General features: G+C 65.6%; 18 protein-coding genes and 1 pseudogene. 10 read left to right on the plus strand and 9 right to left on the minus strand.

Annotated elements, in window-relative coordinates; translation table 11 throughout:
• The coding region (locus tag QM712_RS31950) for a glutamate synthase-related protein (protein ID WP_415027138.1) at positions 1 to 1,247 on the plus strand (1,247 nt) is incomplete at its 5' end.
• A 150-nt stretch (positions 1,248 to 1,397) separates the two neighbouring features.
• Positions 1,398 to 2,849, plus strand: a complete 1,452-nt coding sequence (locus QM712_RS31955; protein WP_415027139.1) for a glutamate synthase subunit beta — start codon at positions 1,398 to 1,400, stop codon at positions 2,847 to 2,849.
• 195 nt (positions 2,850 to 3,044) lie between these two features.
• On the opposite strand, the gene QM712_RS31960 is transcribed toward QM712_RS31955, so the two are convergent.
• Positions 3,045 to 4,787: an outer membrane beta-barrel protein gene (locus QM712_RS31960; RefSeq protein ID WP_415027140.1), complete on the minus strand. Its 1,743-nt coding sequence runs from the start codon at positions 4,785 to 4,787 to the stop codon at positions 3,045 to 3,047.
• Between the two features lie 190 nt (positions 4,788 to 4,977).
• On the opposite strand from QM712_RS31960, the gene QM712_RS31965 reads away from it, so the two are divergent.
• On the plus strand, positions 4,978 to 5,985 hold the full coding sequence (locus QM712_RS31965; protein ID WP_415027141.1) for a KpsF/GutQ family sugar-phosphate isomerase: 1,008 nt from the start codon (positions 4,978 to 4,980) through the stop codon (positions 5,983 to 5,985).
• Between the two features lie 137 nt (positions 5,986 to 6,122).
• Here the strand turns inward: QM712_RS31965 and QM712_RS31970 are convergent.
• Positions 6,123 to 6,428 (minus strand): annotated as a pseudogene (locus QM712_RS31970) (carboxymuconolactone decarboxylase family protein); the annotation flags it as partial.
• Positions 6,429 to 6,499: 71 nt separating this feature from the next.
• On the opposite strand from QM712_RS31970, the gene QM712_RS31975 reads away from it, so the two are divergent.
• Positions 6,500 to 6,826 (plus strand): winged helix-turn-helix transcriptional regulator, encoded by a 327-nt coding sequence (locus QM712_RS31975; protein ID WP_415027142.1) that lies wholly within the window; start codon positions 6,500 to 6,502, stop codon positions 6,824 to 6,826.
• A gap of 187 nt (positions 6,827 to 7,013) precedes the next feature.
• Here QM712_RS31975 and QM712_RS31980 read toward each other — a convergent pair whose 3' ends face one another.
• From QM712_RS31980 to hemH, 4 genes are all read right to left on the minus strand, one after another.
• The gene (locus QM712_RS31980; RefSeq protein WP_415027143.1) at positions 7,014 to 7,457 is read right to left on the minus strand and encodes an NfeD family protein; all 444 of its coding nucleotides are present in this window, start codon (positions 7,455 to 7,457) and stop codon (positions 7,014 to 7,016) included.
• A 12-nt stretch (positions 7,458 to 7,469) separates the two neighbouring features.
• Positions 7,470 to 8,474, minus strand: coding sequence for an SPFH domain-containing protein (locus QM712_RS31985; protein ID WP_415027144.1), 1,005 nt, complete (start codon positions 8,472 to 8,474; stop codon positions 7,470 to 7,472).
• A gap of 228 nt (positions 8,475 to 8,702) precedes the next feature.
• Positions 8,703 to 9,680 carry an ABC transporter substrate-binding protein gene (locus QM712_RS31990; RefSeq protein ID WP_415027145.1) on the minus strand — a complete coding sequence of 326 codons (978 nt, stop codon included), beginning with the start codon at positions 9,678 to 9,680 and terminating at the stop codon, positions 8,703 to 8,705.
• A gap of 10 nt (positions 9,681 to 9,690) precedes the next feature.
• On the minus strand, positions 9,691 to 10,728 hold the full coding sequence (gene hemH / locus QM712_RS31995; RefSeq protein ID WP_415027146.1) for a ferrochelatase: 1,038 nt from the start codon (positions 10,726 to 10,728) through the stop codon (positions 9,691 to 9,693).
• 82 nt (positions 10,729 to 10,810) lie between these two features.
• Here hemH and QM712_RS32000 point away from each other — a divergent pair, with 82 nt between their 5' ends.
• Positions 10,811 to 11,209 carry an MAPEG family protein gene (locus QM712_RS32000; protein ID WP_415027147.1) on the plus strand — a complete coding sequence of 133 codons (399 nt, stop codon included), beginning with the start codon at positions 10,811 to 10,813 and terminating at the stop codon, positions 11,207 to 11,209.
• 37 nt (positions 11,210 to 11,246) lie between these two features.
• Here QM712_RS32000 and QM712_RS32005 read toward each other — a convergent pair whose 3' ends face one another.
• The 3 genes from QM712_RS32005 to QM712_RS32015 are packed head-to-tail and all read right to left on the minus strand — an operon-like array spanning position 11,247 to position 15,126.
• Positions 11,247 to 12,401, minus strand: coding sequence for a nickel/cobalt transporter (locus QM712_RS32005; RefSeq protein ID WP_415027148.1), 1,155 nt, complete (start codon positions 12,399 to 12,401; stop codon positions 11,247 to 11,249).
• On the minus strand, positions 12,398 to 13,036 hold the full coding sequence (locus QM712_RS32010; protein WP_415027149.1) for a DUF1007 family protein: 639 nt from the start codon (positions 13,034 to 13,036) through the stop codon (positions 12,398 to 12,400). Before QM712_RS32010 ends, QM712_RS32005 begins: the two co-directional genes overlap by 4 nt.
• Positions 13,036 to 15,126, minus strand: coding sequence for a M3 family metallopeptidase (locus QM712_RS32015; RefSeq protein WP_415027150.1), 2,091 nt, complete (start codon positions 15,124 to 15,126; stop codon positions 13,036 to 13,038). Before QM712_RS32015 ends, QM712_RS32010 begins: the two co-directional genes overlap by 1 nt.
• A gap of 135 nt (positions 15,127 to 15,261) precedes the next feature.
• On the opposite strand from QM712_RS32015, the gene QM712_RS32020 reads away from it, so the two are divergent.
• From QM712_RS32020 to QM712_RS32040, 5 genes are all read left to right on the plus strand, one after another.
• Positions 15,262 to 15,516, plus strand: coding sequence for a hypothetical protein (locus QM712_RS32020; RefSeq protein ID WP_415027151.1), 255 nt, complete (start codon positions 15,262 to 15,264; stop codon positions 15,514 to 15,516).
• Positions 15,517 to 16,175: 659 nt separating this feature from the next.
• Complete coding sequence (locus tag QM712_RS32025; protein WP_415027152.1) at positions 16,176 to 17,318, plus strand: type III PLP-dependent enzyme; 1,143 nt, start codon at positions 16,176 to 16,178, stop codon at positions 17,316 to 17,318.
• A 146-nt stretch (positions 17,319 to 17,464) separates the two neighbouring features.
• Positions 17,465 to 18,052, plus strand: coding sequence for a GNAT family N-acetyltransferase (locus QM712_RS32030; RefSeq protein WP_415027153.1), 588 nt, complete (start codon positions 17,465 to 17,467; stop codon positions 18,050 to 18,052).
• Between the two features lie 12 nt (positions 18,053 to 18,064).
• Complete coding sequence (locus tag QM712_RS32035; protein WP_415027154.1) at positions 18,065 to 18,235, plus strand: hypothetical protein; 171 nt, start codon at positions 18,065 to 18,067, stop codon at positions 18,233 to 18,235.
• 87 nt (positions 18,236 to 18,322) lie between these two features.
• The gene (locus QM712_RS32040) at positions 18,323 to 18,709 is read left to right on the plus strand and encodes a RidA family protein (protein ID WP_415027155.1); all 387 of its coding nucleotides are present in this window, start codon (positions 18,323 to 18,325) and stop codon (positions 18,707 to 18,709) included.
• Positions 18,710 to 18,724: the final 15 nt, after the last annotated feature.

Raw genomic sequence — 18,724 nt, forward strand, 5'->3', positions numbered from 1 at the left:
CGGCCGGCTGCATCATGATGCGCAAGTGCCATCTCAACACCTGCCCGGTCGGCGTTGCGACGCAGGATCCGGTGCTGCGCAAGCGCTTCACCGGCCAGCCCGAGCACGTGATCAACTACTTCTTCTTCGTCGCCGAGGAAGTCCGCGAGATCATGGCGTCTCTCGGCTTCCGCACCTTCAACGAGATGGTCGGCCAGGTCCAATTGCTCGACCAGACCAAGCTGGTGGCGCATTGGAAGGCCAAGGGCCTCGACTTCTCGAAGCTGTTCGTCAAGCAGAAGGAAGAGAAGGGCCAGAAGATCTATCACTCCGAGCGCCAGAACCATCATCTGGAAGCCGTGCTCGACCGCTCGCTGATCGAGAAGGCAACGCCCGCGCTCGACCGCGGCGCACCGGTCAAGATCGACGCCACCATCAACAGCACCAACCGGTCCGCCGGCGCGATGCTGTCGGGTGCGGTCGCCAAGATCTACGGCCATGCCGGCCTGCCGCATGACACGATTCATGTCAGCCTCAAGGGCACGGCCGGCCAGGCCTTCGGTGCGTGGCTCGCCCATGGCGTCACCTTCGAGCTCGAAGGTGAAGGCAACGACTACGTCGGCAAGGGGCTCTCGGGTGGCAAGATCATCGTCAAGCCGCCAAAGAACAGCGCCATCGTGCCGGAAGAGAGCATCATCGTCGGCAACACCGTGCTCTACGGCGCCGTCGAGGGCGAGTGCTACTTCCGCGGCGTCGCCGGCGAACGCTTCGCCGTGCGCAATTCCGGCGCGATCGCCGTGGTCGAGGGCGCGGGCGATCATTGCTGCGAATACATGACCGGCGGCATCGTGGTCGTGCTCGGCAAGACCGGGCGCAACTTCGCGGCCGGCATGTCCGGCGGCATCGCCTATGTGCTCGACGAGACCGGAGACTTCGACAAGCTGTGCAACATGGCGATGGTCGAGCTCGAGCCGGTGCTGTCGGAAGAGCTGATCAACGCCGGCACCTATCATCACTCCGGCGATCTCGAGGCGCATGGCCGGGTCGACGTGTTCAAGAACCTGCTCGACTCCGATGTCGAGCGCCTGCACGTCCTGATCTCGCGCCACGCGAAAGCGACCGGCTCCAAGCGCGCCACCGACATCCTTGCCAACTGGAAGGAGTGGCTGCCGAAATTCCGCAAGGTGATGCCGGTCGAATACCGGCGCGCGCTGCGCGAAATGGCCGCCAACGCGGACGCCGAGCCGAAAATCGCGATCGGAGCGTAATTCCAGGCCTCTCATGGCGAGGAGGCGCGCAGCGCCCTCTCGCACCATGAGGCCTCCAGCAGGGCCTCCGTCCTTCGAGACGCGCGTTCCGCGCTCCTCAGGGTGAGGGTCTAGAGAAAATGAATTAGAGCGGCAGGGACTTCGGGTTTAATGGGCAAGATCACGGGATTTCTCGAAATCGAACGGCATGACCGCAAGTACACCCCGGTCTCCGATCGCGTGAAGCATTACAACGAGTTCGTCGTTCCGCTGACCGAGAAGGAAACGCGCGACCAGGCCGCGCGCTGCATGAACTGCGGCATTCCCTATTGCCACGGCACCGGCTCGGTCGCGCCCGGCACGCCCGGCTGCCCGGTCAACAACCAGATCCCCGATTTCAACGACCTCGTCTATCAGGGCAACTGGGAAGAGGCCGCGCGCAATCTGCACTCGACCAACAACTTCCCGGAGTTCACGGGCCGCATCTGTCCGGCACCCTGCGAAGCGTCCTGCACGCTCAACATCGACGACAACCCCGTCACCATCAAGACGATCGAATGCGCGATCGTCGATCGCGCCTGGGACAATGGCTGGCTGAAGCCGGAAGTGGCCGCCGTCAAGACCGGCAAGAAGGTCGCGGTGATCGGCTCGGGCCCGGCGGGCATGGCCTGCGCACAGCAGCTCGCGCGCGCGGGCCACGACGTGCATCTGTTCGAGAAGTACGCCAAGGCCGGCGGCCTGCTGCGCTACGGCATTCCCGACTTCAAGATGGAGAAGGGCGTCATCGACCGCCGCGTCAATCAGATGGAAGGCGAAGGCGTCACCTTCCACTACAACAGCCATGTCGGCGCTGACGGCAATGTCGATCCGCGCGAGATGCTCAACGAGTATGACGCCGTCGCGCTGACCGGCGGTGCGGAAGCGCCACGCGATCTGCCGATCCCCGGCCGCGACCTCGCCGGCATCCACTATGCGATGGACTTCCTGCCGCAGCAGAACCGCCGCGTCTCCAGCGAATCCTTGGGCGGCGTCGCCGAGATCCTCGCCGGCGGCAAGCACGTCGTCGTTATCGGCGGCGGCGACACCGGCTCCGACTGCATCGGCACCTCGCTGCGCCAGGGCGCGCTCTCCGTGACCCAGCTCGAGATCATGCCGGCTCCGCCCGAGCACGAGAACAAGGGCCTGACCTGGCCGAACTGGCCGCTGAAGATGCGCACCTCGTCCAGCCAGGCCGAAGGCGCGGTTCGCGAGTTCGCCGTTCTGACGCAGAAGTTTTCCGGCGAGAACGGCAAGGTCAAGAAGCTGCACTGCGTGCGCGTCGACGACAAGTTCAAGCCGATCGCCGGCACCGAGTTCGATCTCGATGCCGAGCTCGTGCTGCTCGCGATGGGCTTCGTCCACCCCGTGCACGAGGGCCTGCTGAAGCTGCTCTCGGTCGACCTCGACCCGCGCGGCAACGTCAAGGCCAACACCCTGGACTACCAGACCTCGCGCCCGAACGTGTTCACCGCCGGCGACATGCGCCGCGGCCAGTCGCTGGTGGTCTGGGCCATCCGCGAGGGCCGGCTCTGCGCCCGCTCGATCGACACGTTCCTGATGGGGAAGACGGACCTGCCGCGGTAATCACTGTCGTCCTGGCGAAAGCCAGGACCCGTACCGCGGAATCCATCGATTGCGCCTGCTGCGAGTCCCGAACGACCGGCCGCTGCCAGCCTAATATTTGGGGTCCGAATTAAGACTCGGGGGAATGGGTCCTGGCTTTCGCCAGGACGAGACCTGGATTCGGCGCCACGCGCGTCCGATGCCCTGCAGGCCCTCTTAGTTCTGCATCCTCACGCCCACCATCACCACGGTCCCCTGAGAACTCGACCCCACCTGGTTTGAATCCAGGATGTCGTGACGCAGCGTGCCCTTGATCCAGAGATTGCGGTTGAGCTTGTAGATCAGGTTGCCTTCGAGCGAGTAGGTCTTGTCGTTGCGATTCTGCTCCTGGTAGTCGTACGTGCCGAAGGTGAACTTGCCGACCGCGGTGAGCCAGCGGCGGAAATCGTGATCGACTTCGGCGGCGTAGGTATGCACCAACACACCGGAGGAGCCGGGGATCGTGGTTTCGGCGATCTGCGTGTCGGTGTTGAATTTCACGGTCGTCAGCCCACTCGCGTTCCAGATCAGCGAGCCCGAGGTCAGGAAGCCCGAGAGCTGGCTGAGGCGCGGGTCGACATAGTTGCGCGCGGAATAGCCGACCGAGACCTCGCCGGTGAGGATGCGGGAGAACTCGAAGGACGTACCGACCTTGGCATAGCCGCCGGATGAATCGCGGAAATAGCCGTTGCGGTCGGCGGCCTGATCGTGCACGCGGCTGTCGCCCTCCACCTCGACGAACGGCTTCAGGCCCGGCTTGAGCTCGTAGGAGAGCCGGCCGACGCCGCCATACTGGTTGAAGTCGCGGTCGTCGTTGCTGGAGACGGTGCCGTCGGTGAGCTTGGAATTCGTGTAGGCGGTGCGATCGACGGTGGCGCCGGCCGCGACCTCGAACCGGTTGAAGGTCTGGTCGAAGCCGAACGTCCCGCCATAGGTGGCGTAGATCGGATATTTCTGCAGGCCCGCCTGCACGTTCGGGCTGCCGGGATTGTCGGTGGCGAGCCGCAGGCGCAGTTGCGAGGTGAGCTTGAGATCGCGGTCGACGTCGATGCGGCCATCGACATGACCGGTGAAATCCGGACGATCGATCTCGACCGGCGACGGCGAAGCGAGGCCGTCGATGGTCGCCGGCATCTGGTTGCCGTAGCCGCTGAAGGAGCCCCGCAGATCCGCGACCAGCGCGTGACGCTCCCAATCGGACATCACGAGAAGCTCGGGCGCGACCACATAGACGGGCGAGCCGACCGGCTTGCTGAGGCGCGCCGGATTGGTGTCGTAGCCGCCCGAGAGTTCGAGTGCGCCCTTGATCAGGAAGCTGCCGGCATAGTCGCCGACGGGACCGAACGGATCGTCGTCGCGCTTGAGACGACGGCGCTGCGGCTGACCTGGCACGGTGCCGGCCATGGCCGGCGGCACCGGCGTCTTGTTCGCGGTCTCCGATGGCGGCGGCGCGATGCGTGGCGGGCCGAGGCTGCTGGCCGGTGCTGTCGCCGGCACGGGCGAGCCAGGACCCGCCGGCCGCTTCGGCTTCGGCTGCCCGGGATAGAGCTTCGGCTGCTGACGCTTGCGGTTGAGGGAGTCGTAGCCTGAGCCGCTCGCGCCATTGGCCGCCGGCAGGCCGTAGGTCGGGATCTGACCGATGCGCGACGGCGCCGGCGCGTCCCGGCGCTTGCCCGGATCGGCGTCGGGATCCGGCGGCGTCGGCACCGCGTCCGACGGTGCCTGCGGAACGCCCGCCGTGCGGCGCGTGGGCAGCGTGTCAGGCGAAACGAATCCGCCGCGGCTGGGATTGAACAGGTCCGGCGTGAGGCTCTGGGCCGCCGCCGGGGCGGCTTCCAGCGCGGTCAGCACAAGGCATGGCAAAGCCGCGCGGACAAGTTGCGCGCGCTTGCTCCGGCCCCTGCCTGGAGGCGACCCCACGATGGAACAACTCCAACGAAATCAAATACTTCATCGACGACCCCTCACCGGCTGGCGGGAACCATCGTTAATGGAGTTAAAACAATTATGGTTAATGAGCCGTTGAGGACTCGGGGTGCCGCGTCGCCTCACCAGACGCGGCGTGCTAAGCAGGCGCCAACGGGCCACCGCCCCTCCCCTGGATCAGGACATGCCGAGCTCGAAACCGCTGATGACCCAATCATCCGGCACCACCCCCGCCAGCGTCGAATCCGCGCTCCGCACGCTGGAGACGGAGAGCGGCGGCATCAACGCGCTCGCGGCCGCCCTGCGCGGCCCGCTGGGCACGACCTTCGCGGCGGCAGTCGACCTGATCCGCCAGGCCAAGGGCCGTGTCATCGTCACCGGGCTCGGCAAGTCCGGTCACATGGCGCGCAAGATCGCGGCGACGCTCGCCTCGACCGGCACGCCCGCCTTCTTCGTGCACACCGCCGAAGCCGCCCATGGCGACCTCGGCATGATCACCACGGACGACGTCATCATGGCGTTGTCCTGGTCCGGCGAGCAGCCGGAGATGAAGACCCTCGTGAACTATTCGGCCCGCTTCGCGATCCCGATGATCGCGGTGACGTCGAACGCCGCCTCCTCGCTCGGACAGGCCGCCGATATCGTGATCGAGCTGCCGAAGGCACGCGAGGCCTGCCCGCACAACCTGGCGCCGACCACCTCGACGCTGATGCAGGCCGCGATCGGCGATGCCATCGCGATCGCGCTACTCGAGGGCCGCGGCTTCACCGCACTTGAATTCGCGCATTTCCATCCCGGCGGCAAGCTGGGCGCGATGCTGAAATTCGTTCGCGACTACATGCGCACGGGGACGGAAATCCCGGTGAAGCCGCTCGGGACGAAGATGTCGGATGCGGTGATGGAGATGTCGGCCAAGGGCCTCGGCTGCGTCTGCATCGTCAACGATGCCGGCGAGGTTGCAGGCATCATCACCGACGGCGACCTGCGCCGCCACATGCGGCCCGACCTGCTGACGGCGACGGTCGACGACATCATGACGAAGCAACCGAAGACCGTACCGCCTTCGATGCTCGCCACTGAGATGATCGAGGTGCTGAACACAAGCAAGATCACCACGCTGGTCGTGACCGAGGCGAGCAAGGTCGTCGGCATCGTCCACCTGCACGACCTGTTGCGGGCGGGCGTGGCGTAAAGCGCGCTGTCTCGATCCGTCATTCCGGGGCGCGCCCGTTTGGGCGCGAGCCCGGAATCCATTCCACACCGGGATCGCTGCCCAATGGATTCCGGGCTCGCGACTTCGTCGCGCCCCGGAATCCCAGCGAGAGGGATAGCCCGCACCTGCCTCCGCGGCGTCATTGCGGGCGCAGCGAAGATCGCGACATGCACGCCCCATTCATATTCGCAACTGTTCAGCGCACAGGTGCGATCGATGACGATCTCGCGCTGGCGCAGGGAGAGCGGCCCGGGATCGAGCAGGCTACCGGCGCGAAATTTGTCCCAGGCGCGCGTGTGACCGGCCATCACCCGGAACAACGCCAACGGCGGCGCGCCGCGCATGATGCGGTCGAACTGTCCCTGGATCTCCGGGGGATAAGGCGGTTCGAGCGGCGCAATACGCGGCATCGTGGATGACATGGCCGGCCTCTTTGCTACAATTACTGTAGCAACACGCTACAATATCTGTAGCAATACGCAAGAGGATCGCGATGGCGAAACAGGCAGCATCAGCGAGCCGCCCCGTGCGCGGCTCGCGTACCGGTCGACCGATCATGGCGCTGCTCGATCTGCTTGGCCGGCGCTGGTGCTTGCGCATCCTCTGGGAATTGCGCGGCGAGCCCCTCACCTCCCGTGCGCTGCGCACCGCCTGCGACGAGGCATCGCCGACGGTGCTGCAGACACGGCTGAGCGAGTTGCGCGAGGCTGGGTTCGTCGAGCTGGGCGAGGGTGGCGGTTACGGGTTGACCAAACTCGGCCGGGAATTGTGCGAGACCTTCATGCCGCTGCACCGGTTTGCCGAGCGGTGGAGCAAGTGAGACTCAGCGAGGGTCGCTGACTCCGATCTTCTTTCTCCTCTTGCGGGAGAAGGTGGCGCGCATTTGCGCGCCGGATGAGGGGTATTTCTCTGCGAAATTAACTTAGGTAGTCGCCGCGCCGAGAGAGACCCGTCACCCCGGCTGCGCTTCGCGCAGCCACCCTCTCCCACAGGGGGGACAGCTTAGGCTACGCCGCCGCCACCGTCAGATTGGCGCCGTCCACCTGCACGACCTTTACCCGGGTCCCCGCCGGCGTGTCGGGACCGGCGACGCGCCACACCGTGTCGCCGATGCGCACCGTGCCGGAGCCGTCGATGATCGGCTTCTCCAGCGTGAACTCGCGGCCGAGCAGCGCCTCGGTGCGCTTGTTCAGGAAGGGGCTTGCGCTTGCGCCCAGCTTCGGCCGGGCAAGGCGGCGCCATACCGGCACCGCGGCCGCAGCGAAGACGGCAAACATCACGAGTTGCACTTGCCAGGACGGATGAGCGACGAACGAGACCAGTCCGACCAGCAGCGCAGCGAGCCCGAGCCAGAATAGAAATACGCCCGGGGCGATCGTCTCCAGCGCCATCAGGATGAAGCCGAAGATCAGCCAGTTCCAGGTCCCGAGTGATGCGAACATGTCAGTCATGACACGACCTCATTAGCCTTGCCGCGGAGGCACTGCCGGCGGCGTGCTGCCGGTCGGCGGCACCGAGCTGCCACGCCGGGCGGCGGCGGCCGCCGATGCCGCGCTTTCGCCGAACGTCGCCTTGGCGATCTCACCGATACCGGCAAGCGAGCCCAACATGCTGGTGGCCTCCACCGGCAGCATGATGATCTTCTGGTTCGGCGCGTCCGCGAACTGGCCGAATGCCTTGATATATTTGTCGGCGATAAAATAGTTCAACGCCGCGATATCACCCTTGGCGATGGCTTCCGACACCGCCTGCGTCGCCTTGGCCTCGGCCTCGGCCAAACGCTCACGCGCCTCGGCGTCGCGGAAGGCGGCCTCGCGGCGACCTTCGGCCTGGAGGATCTGTCCCTGCTTGGCGCCCTCGGCGCGCAGGATCTCGGATTGGCGCTGGCCTTCAGCGGCGAGGATGTCGGCGCGCTTGACGCGCTCGGCCTTCATCTGCCGGCCCATCGCCTCGACGAGATCGGCGGGCGGCACGATGTCCTTGATCTCGATGCGGTTGACCTTGACGCCCCAGGGCGAGACGGCGGCATCGACGACGCGCAACAGGCGTTCGTTGATCTCGTCGCGATGCGACAGCACCTGGTCGAGATCCATCGAGCCCATCACCGAACGGATGTTGGTCATGGTCAGCACCGTGATCGCCTGGGTGAGGTTGGCGACTTCGTAGCTCGCCTTCGCGGCGTCGAACACCTGGAAGAAGGCGACGCCGTCCACCGTCACGGTGGCGTTGTCCTTGGTGATCACCTCCTGCTCGGGAATGTCGATCACCTGCTCCATCATGTTGATCTTGCGCCCGACGCGATCGAAATAGGGCACGATCAGGTTCAGCCCGGGGCTGAGGGTCTGGGTGTATTTGCCGAAGCGCTCGATCGTCCAGTCGTAGCCCTGCGGCACCGTCTTCACACCGGCAAGCAGCGTGACGATGACGAGCAACACCAGGACAATCGCGAAAATATCGAAACCGCTCATATTTCCTCCAAGGCGGGAAAGACCCTTCCCGCGCTGTCATTGGTCGGGATCACGACCCTACCGGTTCAGCGGTCGCGATTCATGTCGACGTTCGTCCGATTCTGCACAAGACGTACGGAGAGGGAACGACTTTGATTAAGTATTTGCGGGACGAGTCTTGAAAGACGAAGGCGCCGACCTATCGGCAATGCCGAAGTCTTGCGACGAAGTGACCCGTCGCGGACGGCGCTATTCGATGACATCGTTCGCAATTGCAAGCAGGCCATCGGAAATGGTGACGCCGAGCGCCCTGGCCGCCCTGAGGTTGAACACCAGCTCGAACTTGGTGGGGTTTTCGACCGGCAGATCGGCAGCCTGCGCGCCCCTGAGGATGCGATCGACATAGGACGCGGCACGGCGCAATTGTTCGCCGCTATCCGTGCTGTAGGACATCAGGCCGCCTTCGTCGACGAAAGTCCGGCTCCAGAACACGGCCGGCAACCGTGCCTCAGCGATCACGGCGAGCAATTGCCCGCGGTTGGCCATGGTGAAGAAGTCCGGCAGCACGAGCAGGCCGTCGCCTTTTCGCGAGGCAAGCTCTGCGATCGAGGCTGCGTCCTGGACCGGCGCGGGCTCCACGGTCATGCGAAGCGTCCGCGCCGCATCCTCGATCGTGCGCAGCATCAGGCCGGCGAAAGGCGCAGTGGCCGGATTGTAGACGACGAGCACATGGGCGATGCGCGGCGTGATCTGCGTCAGCATCTCCAGCCATTTGCCGGCCAGAGGCCCGTCATAGTCGGTGAAGCCGGTGAGATTGCCGCCGGGACGCGCGAGGTTCTGCACAAAGCCCTGGCTGACGGGATCGGTCACCACGGCGAACACGATCGGCGTCGTCGTGGTGCGCTGACGCAGCTCTTCCACCGACGGCGTGCCGATCGCAAGCAGGATGTCGGGCTTGAGCGCGATGAGTTCGTCGGCAAGCCGCGCGATCCGCACCCGATCGCCGCCGCCGCTGCGCCAATCGATCCGGAGGTTGTCGCCTTCCTTCCAGCCGTGCGCCGCAAGCGCCGCCACCAGGATCGCGCCGCGGGTCTGCCCGGCGGCATCGTCGTCGGCCGTGACGGAGAGCACGCCGAGCCGGCGCACCGCGTTCGGCTGCTGCCCTTGCGCGGGAGGCGACAGCGCCGCGATCGTCCCAAGAAGCGCCAGAAGCTCGCGGCGGTTCATGGGATGACCATCAGATCCAGCCCTGAAGCTCGCGCAGCACGAGGGTGCGTATCACGTCGATGCCGGGTTCACTGTCGTTGAGGCAGGGGATCGCGGAAAACTGCTCGCCGCCATTATGCTTGAAGATCTCGGCATTCTCCTGGGCGATCTCCTCGAGCGTCTCCAGGCAGTCCGCCGCGAAGCCCGGCGTCACCACTGCGATCCGGCGCACGCCCTCTTTCGCAAGGCGCTCCATCGTCTTGTCGGTGTAGGGCTGGAGCCACTCGTCGTTGCCGAAGCGCGACTGAAAGGTGAGCAGCAGTTTCGAACTGTCCATCCCGAGCCGGCGGCGCAGCGCCTCCGTGGTGGCGACGCAGTGCTGCTGATAGGGATCGCCCCTGTCGACATAGGATTTCGGCATGCCGTGGAAGGAGGCGACGATCAGTTCCGGCGTGAACGGCAGGGTAGCCAAATGCGTCTCGATGGAGATCGCCAGCGCCTCGATATAGGCCGCGTCCTCGTAGTAAGGCGGCGTCACCCGCAGCGTCGGCTGCGCCCTCAGGCGAGCCAGCACGCGAAACACCTCGTCGCAAACGGTCGCAGAGGTCGAGGCGGAATATTGCGGATAAAGCGGCACCGCGAGAATCCGGTCGCACCCTTTCGCGATCAGCGCATCGATGCCCGATTTGATCGAGGGATTGCCGTAACGCATCGCCCAATCCACGACGACGTGGTCGCGATCCGACAAGGCGGAGGCGAGCTTGTCGCTCTGGGACCGCGTGATGGTCTTGAGCGGGGATTCGTTCTTCTCGTTATTCCAGATCTTGCGGTAGTCGAGCGCCTTGGTGCGGGGGCGGCTGCGCAGGATGATGCCGTTCAGCACGAACTGCCAGATCAGGCCCTGATCCTCGATCACACGAGGGTCCGACAGGAATTCCTTCAGATAGACCCGGACGCCGGGCGCATCGGCCGTGTCGGGCGTGCCGAGATTGACCAGAAGCACACCGACCCGCGGCTGGGCGGATTGCACGGCTGGCTTCCTGGTCTCGAGGGGGGCAATCGTCGTCATGGCCCCGTGGGTCGCGCGTTGCTCCGAACTTGTCAAGATGAGGCCTGTTTCGCTAGGGTCGCAGCCGAGCGGGGGAGGACCGATGACACTCGCGGAATGGTGCGTTCTCGGAGCGCTGCTGCTCTATCTCCTGACGATCGCCCCGATCAAATGGATCAGGTTTCGTAGCTTCGACAATTCCCGGCCGCGTGATCCGGCCTTCTTTGGGGACGCCATCGCGCAGCGGGCGCTCGGCGCGCATCAGAACGGCATCGAGACCTTCCCGTTCTTCGCCTTCGCGGTGCTGCTGGCGGAATTCCGGGATTCGCCGCAGCGGCTGATCGACGAACTCGCCGTGCTGTTCCTGATCGTGCGGATCGCCTATGTCTTCACCTATCTCGGTAACCGCCCGACGCTGCGCTCCATCCTCTGGAGCATCGGCTTTGCGATCAATCTCGGGATCTTCTTCATGCCGGCGCTGAAGCGGTTCCTGCCGGTGTGACGTTCTCCCCTCTCCGTTGCCGGAGAAGGAAGAGAGCTCAGAAGCAGGTCGTCCGCTCGGCGGCGATGTAGCCGAACAACAGGCCGACACCGAACAGCAGCACGAGGGCGGCGGCGCCGAACTCGATGCCGCGCATGAACAGCGCACCACCGCCGTCGCGCCCTGCGCTGAGGCGGCCCGCGATGTCCTTGGCGGAGACGGCGATGATCGCGATGGCCGCGACCGTGATCGCGGTGCCCAGCCCCATCAGGAAGGTCGCCGCGATGCCGGCCCAGAACAGGCCCTGGGCCAGCGAGAACACCAGCACCAGGATGGCGCCCGAGCAGGGACGGATGCCGACCGTGAGGATTGCGGCGAACCCGCGTCGCCAACCGCCGGGCCCGGCAAGCTCGCTCGGCGTGGGACCATGGGAATGGCCGCAATGCTCGTCGTGGACGTGGTCGTGCCCATGGTCATGATGGGCGTGGGCATGAGTGTGGGCGCGACCATGGCCGTGGCCATGACCGTCGCCGTGGTGGTGATGGTCATGACCGTGATCGTGATGATCGTGCGCATCATGATGATGGCCGTGGTCATGATGGTCGTGCGGGACGCCGGCGATCGCCGGGACCGGCTGGGCCGCCTGGAGCGCTCGGACGAAGCCGCCGCCCTTGACCCAGACCAGGCGCAGGCCGAACAGCGCAATCAGCGCGTAGCTCGCGATCTCGATCGCCCCTTCCGCCCTGCACATGGTTTTTGCGGTCACATTCAGCGCCCAGGCCGAGACGCCGACGATGAGGACGGCCACCAGCGACTGCATCAGCGCCGACGCAAAGGACAGCACGATACCGCGCCGCGCCGTCTCGCGGTTGGCGACGAGATAGGAGGCGATCACCGCCTTGCCGTGACCGGGGCCGGCGGCGTGGAAGATCCCATAGGCAAACGAGATCAGGAGCAGCGTCCATACCGCGGAACCATCGGACTTCGCGGCGCGGATGGTCGAGGACATCTGGCGATAGAACTCCGACTGCTTCGCCAGCAGCCAGCCGATGAGGCCGCTTGCCTCTGGATCGGCGGCCTGCGCGCTGCGCGGCGCGCCGAACGGATTTTGCGCGAGGACATCGTGGAGCGCGGCATCGGCCACGCCGAGCACGAGGAGAGCTGCGGCACAGACGATGAGCCCGCGTCCGAGGGAAGAAAGCTGCGGCTTCAAGGGCAATCCACCGTGATCTTGTTGGCGAACATCATGCCGAAATTGGCGTTCGGCCCGTTCATGAAGGTCTGCTCGTCGAGCTTCTGGGCGCTGGCGGTGCCGTCATTCGGGCGCTCCAGTTTCATCTGGCAACCGGCGGGGGCACCGACCAGCTTGACCGGATTGTCCTTGGCCATCTGGAAATCGATGAAAAACGAGCGGTCGAACACTTCGAGCATCAGTTGCCTGGGCTTGACCGGCGTCTTCAGCGGCAGCGTGAAGTGCAGGGTCAACACCGTATCCTTGTAGTCGAGGAAGTAGTCGACCGGCTCCTGGAATCGCTCCTTCTTGCCGTCCGCTCGCGCAAAGGTGAAGTAGGCGTATTCCTTCAGCGACTCGACGTTGGTCTGCGCCAGGGGCGCGAGCTCCTCGCGCGAATAGGCGCCCTTGGTTTTGCTTTCGAGCCCCTGCACCGCATAGGCCGAGAACATGTCGTCGAATGTCCAGGCGTGACGGACGCCCGTGATCGAGCCGTCGGGTGCGTAGAGCAGTTCGCTGGTCGCGGTGATCCAGACGTGCGGGTGCGCCTGGGCCGCGCTCGACGCGAGCGCGAGGCCGGCGGCGAGCAGCAGTGCGAACAGGCTTCGCATTCCCATCAGGCCGCCTTTGCGCTATCGAGCAGGCCGCGCCGGCGGAGCAACGCATCAGGCTCCGGCGGCCGGCCGCGGAAGGCTTCATACGCCGCTTCCGGATCGACCGATCCGCCCGTCGAATAGATGTCGTCGTGGAGGCGCTTCGCGACAGCGGGATCGAAGATGTTGCCGGCCTCCTCGAACGCGCCGAAGGCGTCGGCGTCCATCACTTCCGACCACATGTAGCTGTAATAGCCGGCGGCATAGTGATCCCCGGAGAAGATATGGCCGAACTGCGTCGGCCGATGGCGCAGCGAGATCTCCTCGGGCATGCCGATCTTCTCGAGTTCCTTCTTCTCGAAGGCCCGCACGTCCGCGGCGGCCGCAGCCGGCTGGGTGTGGAATTCGAGATCGACCAGCGCCGAGGAGACGAATTCGACCGTGGCAAAGCCCTGGTTGAACTTGCGCGCGGCGAGGAAACGCTTGAGCAGATCGTCCGGCAGCGGCTCGCCGGTCTGGTAGTGGCGGGCGAACTGCTGGAGCACCTCGGGGCGCTCCTGCCAGTGCTCGTAGAGCTGGGACGGCAGCTCGACGAAATCGGTGAACACGGAGGTGCCCGACAGCGACGGGTAGGTCACGTTGGAAAGCATGCCGTGCAGCCCGTGGCCGAACTCGTGGAACAGGGTACGGGCGTCGTCCGGCGACAGCAGCGAGGGTTCTCCGCCCGCGCCCTTCGCGAAATTGCAGACGTTGATGATCAGGGGCGCGACCTCGCCGTCGAGCTTCTGCTGGTCGCGCAGCGAGGTCATCCAGGCGCCGGAACGCTTCGACGGCCGGGCATAATAGTCGCCGTAGAACAGCGCCTTGTGCTTGCCGTCCGGACCCTTGACCTCCCAGACCCGAACGTCCGGGTGCCAGGCCGGAACGTCCTTGCGCTCCTCGAAGGTGATGCCGAACAGGCGCGTGGCGCAGTCGAAGGCGGCCGCGATCATGTGGTCGAGCGTCAGATACGGCTTGATCGCGGCATCGTCGAAATTGGCGCGCTGTAGACGGAGCTTCTCGGCGTAGAAGCGCCAGTCCCAGGGCGCGAGCCTGAAATTGCCGCCCTCGGCCGTGATCAGCGCCTGCATCTCGTCGCGGTCGGCGAGCGCGCGGGCCCGCGCGGGCTTCCAGACCCGCTCGAGAAGGCCCCGCACCGCATCCGGCGTCTTGGCCATGGAGTCTTCGAGACGGTAGGCCGCGAAGGTCGGATAACCCAGGAGCTTGGCGCTCTCCTCGCGCAGCTTCAGGATCTCGACGATCGTTCCGTTGTTGTCGTTGGCGTTGCCGTTGTCGCCGCGCGCGGTGAAGGCCTTGTAGACCTTCTCGCGCAGGTCTCGCCGGGCGGAGCTCTTCAGGAACGGCTCGGTCGAGGAGCGCGACAGGGTGACGATGGCCTTGCCCGCCATGCCGCGATCTTCTGCCGCGGCCCTGGCCGCCGCGACGAAGCTCTCCGGCAGGCCCTGGCGATCGGCCTCACCGAGCTCCATGAACCATTCCTGCTCGTCGCCGAGCAGATGATGGCTGAAGCTAGTGCCGAGCTGGGCGAGCTTCTCGTTGATCTCCGCCATGCGCGCCTTGGCCTCCTCGGAGAGCCCGGCGCCGGAGCGGTGGAAACGGGTGTAGGTGCGCTCCAGCAGGCGGAGCTGCTCGGGAGCGAGACCGAGATTGGCGCGGTTCTCGTGCAGATGCGCGATGCGGCCAAACAGCACGGCATTCATCATGACCGGATTCCAGTGCCGCGCCATCCGCAGCGAGACCTCCTTGTCGATCTCCAGGATGGCCGGGTTGGAATGCGCCGAGACCAGATCGTAGAAGACGGCCGCGACCTTGTTCAGCAACTTGCCCGAGCGCTCCAGCGCCGTGATGGTGTTGGCGAAGTCAGGCCCGGCCGGATCGTTGGTGATCGCCGCGATCTCGGCCGAATGGTCGGCGAAGGCCTGCTCGAAGGCCGGCAGGAAATGCTCCGGCTTGATCTCGTCGAATGGCGGGGTCGCGAACGGGGTGAGCCAGGCTTTCAGCAGCGGGTTGGTCTCGGCCGGCGCGGCGCCCGTATTTTGGCGGGGTTCTGACATCTTTGGTCTCGTTTTTGAGCTGATTTGTTGGGGCCAGCTATAGCACGCGATGGGGCTTTTTTGGGCCATTTGGCCTTGCTCCCGGCCGCCTTTTCGAGGAGATTGCGGCCCTCTGAGATCACGGACCCGAAGCCCATGAACGCGCCTGCCTCTTCCTCCCGCCGGATCCTCTGGCCGAGCGTCATCACCGTCATCAGCGCCGCCATCCTGATCGGCGCCGAAGTGTTCGGCGCGGCGTTCGCGGGCGGCTGGGCGCTCGCGATCCTGTTCGGTCTCGGCGATCAGGGCGCGCACATCCTCCAGGCCATCCTGTTCGCACTCGGCGTGCTGGTGATGACGGCCTTCATCCGCGCCGCGCAGCGCGTCGAGCCCTTCACCAAGCGCGGCTGATGCGCACACGCGCGCGAGTGACGCGCGCGCGACGCTGAAAACTTAACGTCCATTCATCTTCAGCGGCGCTCGCGCATCACAGCGCAAGCGGACGTTAGGCAATTCTGCTCGCAGCCTAAAAAAATTCTTGCGAACCAGAGTCAAAACCCTTATGTGCGGTCTTGCCCAATTTCGCACGTGCCTGTGGTCGTGTGTCGGTCGGTGGGTATCCGGACAAGAGGCCGGACAGCCGCCAAAGGGTGAAGAAGCCGAGGGGCTCTTCGGAAGTGCCGAAGTCGGAAGACTGAAGCAAACCCGGAGCGTCCAGCATCTCTCTCAAGAGATGCCTTGTCGAAGGTGACTTCGCTCTTTGCAACCGTGACTGACAGCCGGAGGCGAACCGGCGCACCCCGCTCTCAACGGGGGACGCGACTTAAAGCAACGACGGATCGGGCTTTTTTGGTCTCTACCGGCATTCCAACGCCGGCGCGGGCTACTGAAAAGGCTTGTCCTTCATTGCCAGGTGTGCGGGCGGGAAATTCCCAACCAATCCACGGCAGCACAATTCGGTCTAGGGTTTTTGGCCCTGTCGCGTCTCCATCGTGCGGCAGCGGCAAAGCACCCTCGTCCGAGAACCACTTTGAACGAGCCCCGTCGCTGGGGCCGCTTTGGAGAGTGCTATGACCGAACGTATCCAGGAATTCCTGCGCAACCGCCGCAAGGATGGCCTCGACACCGAGCCGTGCCTCGTCGTCGACCTCGAGGTCGTGCGCGACAATTACCAGAGCTTCGCCAAGGCGCTCCCCGACAGCCGCGTTTTCTACGCCGTCAAGGCGAACCCGGCGCCGGAAGTGCTCGCCATGCTCGCCTCCATGGGCTCCTGCTTCGACACCGCGACGGTCGCCGAGATCGAGATGGCGCTGGCCGCCGGTGCGACGCCCGACCGCGTCTCCTTCGGCAACACGATCAAAAAGGAGCGCGACATCGCGCGCGCCTTCGCGCTCGGCATCCGCCTGTTCGCCGTCGATTGCGTCGCCGAGGTCGAGAAGGTCGCCCGTGCCGCTCCGGCCGCGAAGGTGTTCTGCCGCATCCTCTACGATTGCGCCGGCGCCGAATGGCCGCTGTCGCGCAAGTTCGGCTGCGACCCGGAGATGGCCGTCGAGGTGCTCGACGCCGCCAAGCGCCTGGGCCTGGAGCCGTGCGGAATTTCCTTCCATGTCGGCTCGCAGCAGCGCAAGGTGAAGGCATGGGACCGTGCGCTGGCGATGGCCTCGCAGGTGTTCCGTGACTGTGCCGAGCGCGGCATCAACCTGTCCATGGTCAACATGGGCGGCGGCTTCCCGACCAAGTACCTGAAGGACGTGCCGCCGGTCGTGACCTACGGCCGGTCGATCTTCCGCGCCCTGCGCAAGCACTTCGGCAACCAGATCCCGGAGACGATCATCGAGCCGGGCCGCGGCATGGTGGGCAACGCCGGCATCATCGAGTCCGAGGTCGTGCTGATCTCGCGCAAGAGCGACGAGGACGAGGTGCGCTGGGTCTATCTGGATATCGGCAAGTTCGGCGGTCTCGCCGAGACCATGGACGAGTCGATCCGCTACGCCATCCGCACCCCGCATGACGGGGCGGACATGACGCCGTGCGTGCTCGCGGGCCCGACCTGCGATTCCGCCGACGTGCTGTACGAGAAGAACCCGTATCCGCTCCCGGTCACGCTCGAGATCGGCGACAAGGTTCTGATCGAAGGCACCGGGGCCTACACGTCGACCTACTCGTCGGTGGCGTTCAACGGCATTCCGCCGCTGAAGACCTACCACATCTGATCTGCCACATCAGATCCGCCTCCTGGTTTGAGGCCTGACGAACCCGGGAGCCGGCTTGCCGGCTCCTCATCCGACATTTCGATTTCTGACGACGCCTTGAGCCGGCGTGCCTTGCGCACGCGGGTTCAAGCGGGGACTGACGCGCCATGACTGCTCTTCGGAAGCCACAAGTCGCCCACACTTCGAAAGCCGCTCCGTTCGCGATCCGTGCGGAGCGTGCTGCCGACGTCGCCGCCCGTGAAGCGCTGCTCGATGCCAGCTTTGGCGATAACCGCCATGGCCGCACCTGCCAGCGCCTGCGCGACGGACGTGCACCTGCCGCCGGCCTCGCGCTGGCGGCCGTGCACGAGGGGAAGCTCGTGGGAACCGTGCGGCTGTGGCACGTCAGCGCCGGAGGCAGGCCCGCCCTGGTCCTCGGACCACTGGCGGTCGACCCTGCCTGCCGCGAGCTCGGGATCGGCGCCGCGCTGATGCATCAAGCGCTGGCCGCCGCCCGGGCGCGCGGGCATGCCGCCGTGATCCTGCTCGGCGATGCCCCCTATTACGCCCGCTTCGGCTTCTCGGCCGAAAAGACCGCGGAGCTCTCGCTGCCCGGTCCGTTCGAGCGCGACCGCCTGCTCGCGATCGAGTTCGTCGCAGGCGCCCTCGACGGTGCTGCCGGGATGATCGTCCCGACCGGCGCGGTCTCGCCCAGGCGGAGGGCATCGCGCGTTCCTCACGCACACGCGGCTTAAGGGATTGCCATCATGGCGAAGACCGAAGCCGCATCCGGCGGCGTTGCCCGCGCGCGCCCGCGCGGGCTCGTCACGACGGCCCCGCTGATCCCGATCACGGTCATGATCGCCAGGGGCATCCTGGCGCGGCGCTGGACCGACGCCCTGCGGCCCGCGCAGGACACGGACCAGCGGTCCCGCTAAGCTCAGCCGCGCTGCCTTCGGGGTTGCACCGGCGCGTCGATTGCCCCTAAACCCCACGAAATACCCATTCAGCCAAGGTCGAAACCCATGTCCCGTCGCCTCATCTCCACCGGTTCGCCCTTCGAGAAAACCGCCGGCTACAGCCGCGCCGTGGTCGACGGCGAGTTCGCCTTCGTCGCGGGAACCACCGGCTACGACTACACGACGATGTCCATGCCGGCCGATGTCACGAGCCAGTCACGCAACTGCTTCAAGACCATCGAGGCCGCGCTGAAGGACGGCGGCTTCGAGCTGGCCGACATCGTCCGCGCGACCTACTACCTCACCGATGCCAAGGACGCAGACGCGCATTTCGCGGTCTGTGGCGAAGTCCTCGGCGAGATCCGCCCGGCCGCAACGCTTCTCGTCGTCTCGGCGCTGCTCAAGCCCGAGATGAAGGTCGAAATCGAAGTGACCGCGAAGCGCCGCACCTGATCCCACCACCACCGA

This window comes from Bradyrhizobium sp. (genome assembly GCF_047605465.1).
Lineage (GTDB): Bacteria > Pseudomonadota > Alphaproteobacteria > Rhizobiales > Xanthobacteraceae > Bradyrhizobium.